The sequence below is a fragment of the Streptomyces sp. NPDC001135 genome (assembly GCF_053598395.1).
On record NZ_JBSFKD010000011.1, the window covers coordinates 146756 to 159534 of the forward strand.

The window sequence follows — 12779 nt, forward strand, 5'->3', positions numbered from 1 at the left end:
GCCAGTGTGGACGGCCTGGACATCGGTAACCGTCCTCGCCGTCCTGGCTGCGCGACCGGCTGAGACCCGCCGGCGACACCGTCCCCTTGCGCCTGGCCACCTCCTCCAGGGCCTGCATGTGGTGCCCGACCACTGACCTCGCAGTCGCCGGCCGCGGCAAGGGCCCCGTAAGGTCACCGCGAGGGCGGGCCCGGCCGCGCCTGTGGAGCCGAGTGGGTGGTTGGGCGACCGGCCGATGCAGGTCCCCGACTGGTGCCTGGCCGCCGTCGGGCCCGCTCTCGTTTCAGGGTATGAGCGCACCGGGCGTTCAGCGGGTGTGCGCGGGGTGGTGACACGGCTGCGCCGACGACGTCCATCTGTTGAGGGGGGGATGGACGCCGTCGGCGTTGAGGGGCCGTTGTGCCGTGGGCGGGGCAGGGCACCCCCGTGACCCTGGCGCGCTTGGGGCACTGGGCCTGTTGAGCGACCGGGATCAATGATGTGCCTGTGCGTCGGCGGTTGTCATTCGCACAGCGTCCACTTCGGTGTGCATTCCGTCCACGGCTGTTCGGGTCGGCAACTGGTCGCGCAGCTCGCTGGGTGTGATGCCGTGTGCGGTGCGGAAGGCCCGGGTGAAGTCGCCGGGGCGCGGGTAGCCCCAGCGGGTGGCTATGGCGTGGATGGGGAGTTGGCGCAGACGGGGGTCGGTGAGGTCCTGGTGGGCGTGGGCCAGCCGCTGGTCGCGTATGTACGAGGCCACGGTCAGCTGCTCTTGCTGGAAGAGGCGGTAGAGGTAGCTGCGTGAGATGTGGTGGGCCGCGGCGATTTTCGCGGGGGTCAGATCCGGATCGCCCAGATGCTGTTGGACGAACGACTTGATGCGCAGGATCAGGGCGCGGTCCTGCGTCTCGGGCGCCAGGTGCGGCTCCGCGTCCACGGCATGGGCGAAGACGGCGGTGACGAGATCGGTGACGACCCTGCCCAGCCGCTCGGCGTCGGCCTCCCGGTAGGAGGAGGTGTCCGAGGCCAGTTGCACGAGCAGCCCCGCGAGCAACGCGCCGATGCCCTCGCGGCCGGATATCCGCCGTCCGACCACCCCGTCCGCGCGGCCGGCCGGGAGGTCCACCGCGGCGCGCGGGATCTCCACCCCGACGATGGTGACCGGGTCGGGACCGGTGGATATCTCGTAGGACCGGGACGAGTAGTTCACGTGGAAGTCGTCGATCCGGTACCCCACGTGCTGCCTGCCCCAGCTTGCCGCGCCGTCACCGCGCCGCAACAGGGACAGGTGGAAGAACTCCGGGTCGGACTGGCGCACGAGCCTCGGCGTCCGGCGGAACACCAGGTGGTCGAAGGTCGCGGGCCACACCGTCACCTCGCCCAGCCCGATCACGCGCTGGTGCCCCCGGTAGTCGGCGCTGCGATCGCTGCTCAGGTGCATCGGTGCGTGCGTACGCCCCAGTTGCTCCGTCCACGCCTCGAAACGGTCGCTCGCCGGCAATTCCTTGGTGGTGAAGACGGTTTCAGGCAACACGAGGGTAGTCAACCACAGGGCTGGGCAGGGCCGTCAGGTGCGCAGCCTGTTCGGGCGCCGCGCTCACGACGCGCCACCAAAGAGCCGACACCACACGCTCCTGGGGGAAGCATGTCCTTGAACCGTCCGGCTGCCCGCCGTCTCGGTCTGCTGGGTGCCGCCACCGTTGCCGCCCTCGTCCCGGTCGTGGGCGTCATGCCTGCCGCCATGGCCGCACCCGCCTCCGCGCCGCTGTCCATCTCCCACTCCACGCCGTCCCCCGACGCACCGCTGAGCCGGGGCTACTCCACCAGCACCATCGAGCTGGCGGTCGCCGACGAAAGCGGCACGGCCAGGGACTACACCGGCCTGCTCGAGGTGTCCCCGGTCGGTCCGAGGGGCCTGGACACCAAGAAGGTCACCGTGGGCGTCAAGGCCTTGAACGCTCCGTCGGTGCCTCCGCGTATCGGCGCCACCGACCACGGCACCGTAGAGGCCGACTTCGGGCCGCTGCACACCCCGATCCGTGTTCCCGCACACACCACCTACCGCTGGCGGATCACCCTCGGTGCCACGCCCTCCTTCCCCCGCCTCGACAGGACTGGCCTGCGAACTTCTCGGTCTTCACCCACCAGGACAGCATCCACAGTCCCCTGGTGGGCCGGACCGACGGCACCATCGCTCTGGGCAGCACCACCGACTGACCCGGGCCGGCCCCGGCACACCGTTGCGACGGAACCAGCCGCGCCGGGACACAACCGGCGCGGCGGAACCGGTACCCAGGACGCGCGGACGGGACCGGCCCACCGTACGGAGGCGGAAGCGGAGACGGGCCGCGCTGGCCCTGATGCGGCCACCGCCGGCCCGGCGCACGGCGTCTCCGGGTCGGCCACGCGGTACGGCAACCCGCCCCACTCGTACGGATGAGCCCGTAGCGGTCCCGGCCGGATCGGCGGGCTACAAGGAAGCCGACTGACTGCGGGGTGGGGGACAGTCAGGTCGGCTTCGCTGGAAGCCGGTTGTCAGTGACACCTCGTACGGTCCTCACATGGGTATCACCTCGGCCTGGTCCATCACCGCCCACAACGACGACTTCATCAGGACACTTGCTCCGCGGCTGCTCCCGCTGATCGCCGCGGAGCGGGACGACCCGTTCACACGTGAACGCTGGGACCGCTGGTGCCGGGAGCCTCTGCCCGACTTCCGGACCTGGTGGAATCCCTTCGGCCGGTCCTGCCGAAGGGAGGCGGACGCGCTGGACTCATTCCACGAGCTGACCGCTTCCGGGGGCCACGTGCAGAAGATGTACGACGGCCTGTCGCCCGACGACGACTTCTCACTGCTCACGGACGTGTGGGACCTGGTAACTGGCGCTGAGGAGATCTTCCTTTCCGTCCAGAGCAAGGAGTTCGCGCTGAGATCCTTCCTTCACGCCACAGGCCCGGAGCGTGCCGTCCTCCTGCCTGGCTGGTGCGGCAACTTCCTGCTCACTTCCGCAGAGGTGCGCGAGACGCTGCCTGCTGTCGAGCGGGCACTGGGCTTCACCCCAGAACAGCGCGCGGCGGCCGAGGACCAGGACTGGCTGGACTACCGCGAGGATGAGGAGAGCGTGTTGGACGGACCGCTCCGGATGTGGCGGCAGGCGGCGGCGGACGCACGCGGCCTGTGTGGGGTGTCCGTAACCATTTACTGAGAGGGAGGGCGACCACGCATCGCCTGCCACGGAAAGCTCCCGGACGGCGCCGAACGCCGCTGACCGGACCTGAGGGCGGGGCACTGCCCACCCACCCGTCCGCGTTAGCCTCCCGGTATGACCGCCGTGTCGTTCTCACCCGCCCGCGCCGCACGGATGACCGCTGACGCGCTGCGTGGGCGTTCCATCGAATGCCCGCAGTCCGGCACCATCCAGGTCAGGGGCGTCACCCCTGACGGGAGCAGTTGGCCCCTCCGTATCCGGTTCACCACGCATGCCGACCGCTGGTCGGTCCCGCGCATGTGGGAGACCGCCTTCGAGCCGGCCGACGTCGTCGACGAAGACGAGCCCTGCACGGGCGAGTTCGGCGACGACCACGCACAGGAACTGGCTGCGAACTGCCTCACCCGGCTTCTGGAGTACCTCGCCACCGGCCCCGGAGGGGGCATCCGTGAAATCGGCGCCTCCCCATGCTGAACCCGGCTGGGGCATGAAGAGGTCTTACGACATCGCCACCGCGCCCTCCGGCGAGATCCAGGACCCCTACAGCGCCCACTGCCATACCCACGGCGTGGCTGACGACGAAGCCGACCCGGTGAAGGCCGACTTCGGCTGCCCGCTGTTGACCAGGCCCCGTGCATCGAGCCCATCGGGACGAGGCCGGTGGCCTCACCGACCCTGACTGGGTGGGGAGGATGCAGGAGGGCCGCGTCCGCTGGACGAGGAGGGCGACGAGGACGCGCGGATCGCGATGGGCCGGGACTGGCGGCCAGAGCGGCTACCGACGCTGCGGGCCGGCGGTAACGAAGCCGGGACCCAGCGCCTGGCCAGACCCACCGCGCCCCGCTACGTTGGCATCTGCCCACAACGGGACAGGAGAGGGGGGCCTCGCGTGACGAGCGGGGAGGGCGTCGGCGGTACATCCGCCACCGCAACAGCCGATACGGAGACCACAACCGGCACGGACCCGCACACGAACCCGGACGCGCAGCCCGACCCGGGTGACGGACCGGACCACTTAACGGGGAGCGATCCGGGGCAAGGTGAAGCCGGCCTCGCCGAGTACCTGTTCTTCTTCCTCGGCCTGTTGCCCACACTCATCGCCGGCACGCGGATCTATCTGATCGCTCACGGCGACCGTACGACCATGCTGGAACTGCTCGGCACGCTCAACGTGAGCGCCCTGGTGCTGGACACCTTCATCCGCTTCATCGGTGTGATCGGCGGGGCGCTGACGGCGTTCCTCCTGATGCGGCTCCTCCTCGAACGCCCGGAATCCCCTCCCCGCACCTGGCTCCGCCGCGTCATCTGGGACCACCGCCGGGCGGCACTCTGGCTGCTCGCAGGCACCTTCGCGGCTTTCATCAGTACCGCCTACCTGGAAGAGTTCTACGACACCGACAACAAGTGGACCTGGCAGCCCGTCGACCTGTTCAGGATCTACGCCTGGCTCGCGGTGCTGTACGTCGGCCGCGCGCTCGCGCTCCGTGCCTGGCGACGCCGGTCCACGTCCCGGCGACCCAGCCTGGACGGCACAACGGACGGCACCACCGAGGACACCTGCGCCCCGGACCCGGCGCAGACACCGGCTGCGCCCGCCCGCAGCCCCTGGCGTATGTGGGGAGTGGCGACGTACACCCTTCTCCCGGTCGCCGTCCTGATGACGTGGTCATTGCTCAAGCAGTCAGACGACCGCATGTGGCTGCCCGCCCAGGTGATCACCCTCGACCGCGTCCCGGCCGTGGTCGTGCAGGAGGGCATTCGGCAGGACCCGGATTTCCCGCATCTGAACGTCGAGCACGACGGTCACTACACCTTCGTCGGCTACGTTCTCGACGACAGCGACACCACGGAGACCATTCTCTCCTCCAACGGAGTTCTGCTGACCACCGACTCCAAGCGCGTCGTCGACCAGGAGTTCTGCCAGTACGAGCCCACCCACGACGTCGCGGAGGACACCCCTGTCATCGACCGCATCCTGAACCAAGACGACTCCTGGAACCCCGGATTCACCTGTGAGGATCTCCTCAAGAAGGCGATCGGGTCGCCTCTGCCTCGATCCGGAAGCACCAACTGATCGTTTCAGGCAGGTCCCGCCACGGCACCTCGTGAGGGCCTGCATCTCCCACGGCACCGTAAACCCGCATCGATCCGGCTCTGGCTCCGCCCATAACCCACCCGCCAGGCCCCAGGACCGACCCGGCCCCGGAGGTCGCCTACCTCGGCGAGGTCCTCGTCGGCTGCACCACCGTGCGCCCGCCCACCGAGGACAACGGCGCCACCGCCACGGTCATCGCGCGCGTCCTGCCCGAGTACCGCCGCCGCGGCCTCGGCACCCAACTCTACGAGCGCTCCGCCGACCAGCACGGCTTCGTCGAGCTCGAGCGCTGTCTGCTGCGTGAGGGCGACACCGTGCCCTGGATCGACCTGCGTCTAACCTCCGGCCACGAAGGCCAGGATGTCGGGTAGCGCCTCGCGCAGGCTCTCGTACTGGCGGTGCACGCCGTCCAACGCGACCGGAGTGTTGACTCCCCACACCGTCATCCCGGCCCGTCGCCCGGACTCGATGCCCGACGGCGCGTCCTCAATGACCAGGCATTCCTCCGGCTTGGCACCAAGTAGCTCAGCGGCCAGCACATAGGGGACCGGCGACGGTTTGCCTTCGTCGACGGCGGCGGCATCCACGAGCACGCGGGGAACCGGCAGGCCGGTCCGGGCGAACCGTCCACGCACCCGATGCTCATAGTTGGACGTCACCAGCCCCCAGCATCCCGAAGGCAGGGTGGACAGCAGCTCGGACGCACCATCGAAGGCCTCGTAGACACCCGACCGAACGTCGTCGTCCTCCAGTTCATGCAGCACAGCCAGGCACTCTTGTGGGTCCCGGCCCGGGGCGACCTCCGCGAAGGTCTCCATCGGCCGCGTCCGCAGCGCCAGCTCGTACACCGCGTCAGGATCCAGCCCGTATCGACCCGCCCACGTCTTCCAGACCTGACGCTGGTTGTCCACCGCGTCGATCAACGTGCCGTCGACATCAAACAGGACGTACTTCCCGGAACTGGGCTGAACGAATTCGCTGGTCACCCGTTGATCATGCCATCGACCCACCCGTCCGCTCGTCACCCAACTGCCGAGCCCCGCAACGCGCGCACCCGAAACGGCGTCAATTACAAGTTGACGGTGACCTATCGTCAACTTACGATTGACGCATGAGTCCACTCGACGTGAACCTCGCCGACCTGATCGCCCGCCTCGATGAAGAGCTGCCCGAGGCCAACGAACTGGCCCGTATCAGCGAGGCGCGACTTCGTGCTCAGACGCTGTCCGATCTCGGTGACCAGCTCATCGACCACTACGTCAGCAAGGCCAAGCAGGCCGGCGCCTCGTGGACCGAGATCGGCGACGCCATAGGGGTGTCCAAGCAGGCCGCCCAGCAACGCCACGCGCCCGCCGCGTTCGAGCGGTTCACCAACCTGAACCGGCACAGCGTCGTACTGGCGCAGGAGGCCGCCCGAACGCACAAGCACGACTTCATCGGCACCGAACACATCCTGCTGGGCCTGCTCGGCGAACCGCGGGGCCTGGCCTATGAGGTGCTGGTGGCGAAAACCGAGTCGGAGCAACGCATCCGCGACGCGATCGAGGAAGCGATGCCGCCGGCCGGGGAGAAGGCGCTGAGGGGTCACATCGCGTTCCGGCCGGAGAGCAAGGAGGTCATCGAGCAGGCGCGCCGCGCTTCGGCCGACCTCGGCCACGACTGGGTCGGCACGGAACACACGCTGCTGGGCCTGATCCGCGTCGAGGAGAGCGGGGCCGCACAGATCCTGCGCAACCTCGGCTTCACGTCGGACGAGCTGCACGAGACGGTCAAGACCGAGATCACCAAACGGCTCGCCGGGCGCGACAAGTAGGAGCGAAACGATCAGCCGCCGCTTGTGGTACACGGTGGGTGAGAGGCAGCCGACACGTCGACTCACTTCCCATGGGAAGCACGGTGGCGGTCCGTTCGGTGTCTTCCTGTCGTCGCCGTGTGGTGGTTGTCACTGTTCCGTCACAGCCTACGGTCGGTGAAACCCATGCCCGCGGTCCGGTATCTCCCTTTGCGTCAGCATGGCCTTCTTAGCAGAGGATGTTCATGAAGCACCGTTATGTCTCCGTCGCCGTCGTCCTCGCCTCCTCCGCCGCGCTCCTCGCCACCACGTGCGGGTCTTCCAGCGCCAGCCCGAGTGGAACGGCAAACGCCCCGGACGTGTACGTCCAAGCCGGTTCGGCCAGCCCCACGGGGTCTGCGGCCTGGAGGCCGTGCTACCTGCCCGCGGGGTACAAGCACTTCTTCAAGCTGGACTCCGCGAAGAGCGTCCGGGGCAGGACCGTGGTGCGCGTCACCCCGGAGACGTGCAAGGTGAACACGGAGAACGACGAGGACGTCGTGTACACCCCGAGTGGAGCGGCCCGGTCGCTCGCCTTCGCGTCCGGCGCCTCCGTCAAGGTCCTCAAGGACACCACGACCGTGAAGGTCGCCCCGAAGTGGCTGGTGAACCACAGGCTCGCCAACAGCCCGTACTTCTACTACCGCGTCAACAGCAAGAGCCAGATCACCGCCATGCAGGAGATCTACCACCCGTAGAGGGGTGAGGCGAGCTTCCTGAAGTCTGCGGTGCGCGAACACATCGGGTGTTGGGGGGGCGCGGCGGTGTGTGGGGGGGGCGGGGGGCGGGGGGGCCAGAGGGGGCGCGCGGGCCGCTCCCCACCCGCAGCCGCGAACCTCGTCCGACATTTCGAACACATCGGGTGTTCGCGGACCGCAGCTGTATGTGGGTGGGCCGGACGACTGGGCGACCAGAGGCGGCACGCTGCTCGCACATTAAAGGGTAAATCGAAAGATAAAAGTAACGGCAAATCCGTGGGTAAATTGTGGTAGGATTCAGTGTGGAGGTGAGCCATGCCGACGGAGGATGAGCTGTTCGCAGCCGTGGACGCGCTGCTCGCGGGAGAGCCGGAGTTGCCCGAAGCGGCCGAACGGACCCGACTGCGCGAAGCGGCCGGGGTCACCCAGGCCCGGCTCGCGCAGGTACTGCAGACGACGACGCAGACGGTGAAGAACTGGGAGGCCGGCCGCTCCGAGCCACGCCCCCCGCGCCGCCAGGCATATCAGCGACTCCTTGACGGATGGGCGGAGCAATTCCCCGCCGACGCCAACCCGGCGACACCCGTGCAGGAACCGGCGGTGCCGGAGGCGCTCACCGGCCCAGCGGCCCCGTCGCCGGAAGCGCGGACCCTGTCCGCGGCCCCGGCACCCGAGGCCGCGGACATGACTGAATCCGAGAACACCCGGGCTCGCCCCACCGCAGGCACCGCAGACACCACTGCTCCGGCTGCCGTGACGCGTCCGGCGCGCACCGCCAAGCCGTCGTCGTCGCGCCACCCGACCGTACGGAAGGCCCCCCCGACAAACAATCCGGCGGGCGGCGCGGATCCACGCTTCGCGCATGGGCCGCTCGCGGTGGTCGACGTCGAGGACGGCCAAGCGGTGGCGTACTGCACTGGCGGCCTGGTCCTGGACGTGCCGGCCAAGTCCCTCCCGGCCCTGGTGGAGTGGACCCTGAAGGAGGCCAAGCTCGGGCAGCCGAGGCTGTCCGGCCCGGGCAAGGACGCCGACCCGCTGCTCGTGCTCACCGAGTCCGCGTTGGAGCGCTACGGCCTGCCGGTCACCCTCACCGATGAGGAGCGGCTCGCCGGTCGGATTCCGGAGGGCCACAAGGTCATCGCACAGCTCGCCCGCGCCGACTGGAAGCTGACCAAGAGGGGCTTCGGACCGTGGGCGCGGATCTACCGCCCGGCGCAGGGCTCGGAGCGGGCCTGCGTCCAGCTGTGCATCCCGTCCTGGCAAGCGCTGGACTCCCGTCACTGGGGCAATGCTGCTCAGCTCGCGCCGGCCGAACTCGCCCGGCTCTTGGGCGTGTACGCCTCCCGCGTGATGACGCCGCGCGGCTCCACGGCCGTGACCGGCCTGGAGCTGATGACCGCGCTGCACCCGCCGACCCGCGCTTCCGAGCCCGACGCCGACGGCCGCCGACACTCCGAGCACAACCCCGGCTCGCTGGGCAAGGACCCGGTGGACTGCGCGCCGTGTGAGGCCCCGGACGGGCACCCGATCCTGGCGGACCTGCCGCGGTTCCACGTGCGCGGTCCCGCGGAGAAGCTGTACGAGGAGGCGTACGACTGGGCACGGCCGATGACCGATGCCGAATGCACCCTGCGGCACCTGGTCGGCATCGACGTGAACGTCGCGTTCGGCGCCGGCGCCAACGGCCTGACCGTGGGCCTCGGTGCGCCCACACACGTCAAGAACCCGGTGTTCGACCCGAAGTTGCCCGGATCGTGGCTGGTCGACCTGTCCCACGTCGACCTGTCCCGGGTAAAGGTCGGCAAGGACAAGTGGGCGGACCTGGACGCGAGTCTGCTGCCCAGCCCCTTCACCCCGAAGGGCGAGGACCCCGAGGGCCCGGCCTGGTACACGACGCCGACCGTGGCGTACGCGGTGGAGCTGGGCTACGAGGTGCGCCCGATCGAGGCGTGGGTCCGCCACGAGAACGGCCGCTATCTGGACGGCTGGTACAACCGGCTCCGTGACGCCTTCCTCGCCACGATGGCCGACCTCGGCGTGCACGCGGACATGGCGCCGGCCGACTTCCTGGCCGCCATGGACGGCTACAAGGACCGCGACCCGCAGCTGGCGATCGTCGTCTCCGCGATCAAGGCCACGGTCAAGGGCGGCATCGGCAAGCTCCGCGAGCGCCCGCGCGGCGAGGGCTGGCGGCCGGGCCGGCCGTGGCGCGCGCTGTCCCGCCCGACATGGCGGCCGGACATCCGCGCGGCGGTCATCTCCCGCACGCGGATCAACCTCCACAGGAAGATCGTCAAGCACGCGGCGTTCACCGGGCAGTACCCGGTCGCGATCCTGTCCGACTGCGTCGTGTACGCGTCCGACGGGCCGTCGCCGCTGGACTTCCTGCCCTACCGGGACGGCAAGCCGCTGCCCGGCGGCTTCAAGCTCGGCATCAACCCCGGCCTGGTCAAGCACGAGGGCACCCAGACCGTCCTGTGGGGCGAAGAGGTACGCGAGCGGTTCAACGCGCCGGAGCTCAACCTCGCCCGGTACATCAAGGACGGCACCGTCACCGACGCCGACAACGGAGAGTAGGGGAGGGCGATGACCCTGTTCGGGGACGGGCTGGACGCCGCGGTGCAAAAGGCGTTCACCCGCCCGGCGCCCAAGAGCGCCGGCGCGCAGATGCGGTACCTGGTCAAGCAGCTCAAGGGCACCAAGGCGGTCGCCCAACTGCTGAGCATCTCCCAGCGCACCGTCGAACGGTACGTGAAGGACCAGATCAAGAAGCCCCGGCCCGACCTCGCCGCGCGCTTGGAGCGCGAGGTGAAGAAGCGGTGGCAGCCGCAGGTCCGCGCCAGGGCGCGCCAGAGGGCGGCGACGACCGGCGGTATCGTCATCGACACCCAGGCCCGCATCGGCTACACCGCGCCCATCGGGTCGACGGACGATGCACGGCTCCGCCACCTGACCGTGGCACTGCCGCCCCGCTACGCCGCCCGCCTCTTCGAAGCCCAGGCGGCCGGTGCCGGCGACCAGCAGCTCACGGAGATCGCGGCCGAAGGGCTCAAGGAGGTGTACTTCCAGGACGATGGCCGCCGGGCCGGCCAGCTGGAGGAGGTCCGCCTCACGGACATCGAGTACGTGGAGTTCGACCTGTAGCAGACGCACCCCGCAGAGCCGGCCAAAGCATCATGTCGAGCCGAAGCACGCTCGTTGCCGCATAGGAAGGCTTGTTGCCACCTGCGAGGCTTCCACGCCGACAGGTCGTTCCTTCTTCTCGGCGTCGAATTCCCGTAATCCGGGGTCAGTTGCTGTACGAGCGCACTGGTCGTCGTCTTGCCCGCGCCATGGGTGCCGTTGAACCACACGATGGTGTCCTCGTCGGTTCCGGTGTCGCCTTGTGAGGGAGCCCCGCCGGCTCGAAGGGGGTCAGTCGATCGGGCCGGCGGTGTCCGTGTCAGGCCGCTCTCAGCCGGTCGGCAGGTAGTTGTAGCACTTCTGGTGGTACAGGTCGTCCCGCAGCAACTCGTACATGTACTGACCGGTTACGGGTCCAACGACGCCGTCCGCCCTGATCCCGTGGTGCTCCTGGAACTCGATGACCCCGTCCTGTGTCCGGGGGCCCCAGACACCGTCGACGGTCACGAGGTCACTCACCGTTCCCATACCGGCCTCCTGGATGGCCAGTTGCACACACCTCACGCCCTGGCCGGTGGCGCCGTAGCGCAGGTTGGCCACGCCCGGCTTCGCCTGAGCGGTTCCGCTCACGGTGACCAGGGCGGCGAACGCCACGGCTGTCGCCGCAGCCGCGTTCACGCATCGCTTCAGAGTTCGGTTCATTCAATCCACCCGTTTCAACGGGGGCGCGAACGCAGACGTCGTTGTCACTGCCCTCGGCCCCCCTGGTAGTAGTGATCACAAGTCGCCGGCCCGGCGCAGGGACGGTGCCGCCCACATGCGGGGCGTCATACGAGGCCCCCCGGCGGTGCTCATGCCGAACGCACGCCGTCGCGGTCGCCTCCCATGCAACCAGCCGACCGGTTCAGCGGGTTGGTGGAAAGCCTCGAACCACTTTCCGCCTCACCGCGAACGTTGTCGATCTTGACGCATAGAACATACCGCCTTTCAGGGGGTGCGCGTACCGGGCCGCGTTCTGCTGGTACTCCGCCCCATCGCCTGCACCGTCGTCTGCTACGGGCGGGACACCAATGGAGATGACTGGTTGTGCTTCGCCGTCCAGCACAACCTTGAGCGCAGTCGCACCGCCGGATGGTGGGAAGGTCCCATCGATGTCAGGTTCCACGGGGCCGGGCGGTAGTGGCATTTACACGTACCATCCCGTAGTGAAGGGTGTGGCCGGCTTCGGGTCCAGCCCTGCAACTCGGTCGGACGACGACCGGCGCAAGAACTGCGGTACGCACCGGCCCTAGGAGGAGCCATGCCTGACGTGCCCCAGAAGTACTCACCCGAAGGAACACCGCTCGCACCGCTGTCGGACTGGCAGCACGTGCCGACCGTCAACTACACGGCGGACACGCCGGCGGTAGTGCGGTGGTGGCGGCACCTGAGGGACGTGATGCCGTGGCCCCGTCGGGCACACCGCCTGACGCGCTGACAACCGAAGGTCCCCAAGGTCCCCGGCGTGAGCGGATTCAGGATGCCAGCCCGTCGACGAAGCAGCCCCCGCTGCCCGGGCCGCCGGATCAGAGGGACGCCAACCAGGCCGCTGTGTCATCAGGGTGGCCGAAGCGGAGGGTGTCGAGAGGGGCGAAGCGGGGATCGCGGACGCGGCGCGGTGGGCCGGGTCGTCGAGCGCACCGTCGCCTGACCCCGCCACTTCAAACGCCTGCGCATACGCTACGAACGTCGCTGTGGTGCGGGGTGGACGCGGGCCCACCGTGGTCGCCTCCGTCGCAGGCGCCGGCGGAGTCGGCTGGGGCTTCCGGGGTGCTGCCCCCGACCCGCGGCTCGGACACCGGCTG

12 protein-coding genes and 2 pseudogenes are annotated in these 12779 nt (G+C 69.2%); 10 read left to right on the plus strand and 4 right to left on the minus strand.

The window, feature by feature from the left end; translation table 11 throughout:
* Positions 1–472: 472 nt before the first annotated feature.
* On the minus strand, positions 473–1513 hold the full coding sequence (locus ACWC94_RS16345) for a helix-turn-helix domain-containing protein (RefSeq protein ID WP_450797216.1): 1041 nt from the start codon (positions 1511–1513) through the stop codon (positions 473–475).
* A gap of 111 nt (positions 1514–1624) precedes the next feature.
* Between ACWC94_RS16345 and ACWC94_RS16350 the strand changes: the two genes are divergently transcribed.
* The 5 genes and pseudogenes from ACWC94_RS16350 to ACWC94_RS16370 all read left to right on the plus strand — a co-directional run.
* On the plus strand, positions 1625–2419 hold the full coding sequence (locus ACWC94_RS16350; RefSeq protein ID WP_450797217.1) for a hypothetical protein: 795 nt from the start codon (positions 1625–1627) through the stop codon (positions 2417–2419).
* A 121-nt stretch (positions 2420–2540) separates the two neighbouring features.
* Positions 2541–3185, plus strand: a complete 645-nt coding sequence (locus ACWC94_RS16355; RefSeq protein WP_450797218.1) for a hypothetical protein — start codon at positions 2541–2543, stop codon at positions 3183–3185.
* Between the two features lie 117 nt (positions 3186–3302).
* A complete protein-coding gene (locus ACWC94_RS16360; RefSeq protein ID WP_450797219.1) occupies positions 3303–3662 on the plus strand; it encodes a hypothetical protein in 360 nt (119 codons plus the stop codon).
* Between the two features lie 415 nt (positions 3663–4077).
* Positions 4078–5262 carry a hypothetical protein gene (locus tag ACWC94_RS16365; RefSeq protein ID WP_450797220.1) on the plus strand — a complete coding sequence of 395 codons (1185 nt, stop codon included), beginning with the start codon at positions 4078–4080 and terminating at the stop codon, positions 5260–5262.
* Between the two features lie 131 nt (positions 5263–5393).
* Positions 5394–5654 (plus strand): annotated as a pseudogene (locus ACWC94_RS16370) (GNAT family N-acetyltransferase); the annotation flags it as partial.
* Here the strand turns inward: ACWC94_RS16370 and ACWC94_RS16375 are convergent.
* Positions 5619–6269 (minus strand): HAD family hydrolase, encoded by a 651-nt coding sequence (locus ACWC94_RS16375; protein ID WP_450797221.1) that lies wholly within the window; start codon positions 6267–6269, stop codon positions 5619–5621. The pseudogene ACWC94_RS16370 and the gene ACWC94_RS16375 overlap by 36 nt on opposite strands.
* A gap of 125 nt (positions 6270–6394) precedes the next feature.
* Here ACWC94_RS16375 and ACWC94_RS16380 point away from each other — a divergent pair, with 125 nt between their 5' ends.
* The 4 genes from ACWC94_RS16380 (at position 6395) to tpg (ending at position 10956) form a co-directional block, all read left to right on the plus strand.
* Positions 6395–7096, plus strand: coding sequence for a Clp protease N-terminal domain-containing protein (locus ACWC94_RS16380; RefSeq protein WP_450797222.1), 702 nt, complete (start codon positions 6395–6397; stop codon positions 7094–7096).
* Positions 7097–7320: 224 nt separating this feature from the next.
* The gene (locus tag ACWC94_RS16385; RefSeq protein WP_450797223.1) at positions 7321–7812 is read left to right on the plus strand and encodes a hypothetical protein; all 492 of its coding nucleotides are present in this window, start codon (positions 7321–7323) and stop codon (positions 7810–7812) included.
* A 315-nt stretch (positions 7813–8127) separates the two neighbouring features.
* Positions 8128–10389, plus strand: coding sequence for a telomere-associated protein Tap (gene tap / locus ACWC94_RS16390; RefSeq protein ID WP_450797224.1), 2262 nt, complete (start codon positions 8128–8130; stop codon positions 10387–10389).
* A gap of 9 nt (positions 10390–10398) precedes the next feature.
* The gene (gene tpg / locus ACWC94_RS16395; RefSeq protein ID WP_450797225.1) at positions 10399–10956 is read left to right on the plus strand and encodes a telomere-protecting terminal protein Tpg; all 558 of its coding nucleotides are present in this window, start codon (positions 10399–10401) and stop codon (positions 10954–10956) included.
* 63 nt (positions 10957–11019) lie between these two features.
* On the opposite strand, the pseudogene ACWC94_RS16400 reads toward tpg, so the two are convergent.
* Together ACWC94_RS16400 and ACWC94_RS16405 are read right to left on the minus strand one after the other, a co-directional pair.
* Positions 11020–11168, minus strand: a pseudogene (locus ACWC94_RS16400) (ATP-binding protein); the annotation flags it as partial.
* Between the two features lie 97 nt (positions 11169–11265).
* Positions 11266–11637, minus strand: coding sequence for a peptidoglycan-binding domain-containing protein (locus tag ACWC94_RS16405; protein ID WP_450797226.1), 372 nt, complete (start codon positions 11635–11637; stop codon positions 11266–11268).
* 598 nt (positions 11638–12235) lie between these two features.
* On the opposite strand from ACWC94_RS16405, the gene ACWC94_RS16410 reads away from it, so the two are divergent.
* The gene (locus ACWC94_RS16410; RefSeq protein WP_450797227.1) at positions 12236–12412 is read left to right on the plus strand and encodes a hypothetical protein; all 177 of its coding nucleotides are present in this window, start codon (positions 12236–12238) and stop codon (positions 12410–12412) included.
* The last annotated feature ends 367 nt before the right edge of the window (positions 12413–12779 follow it).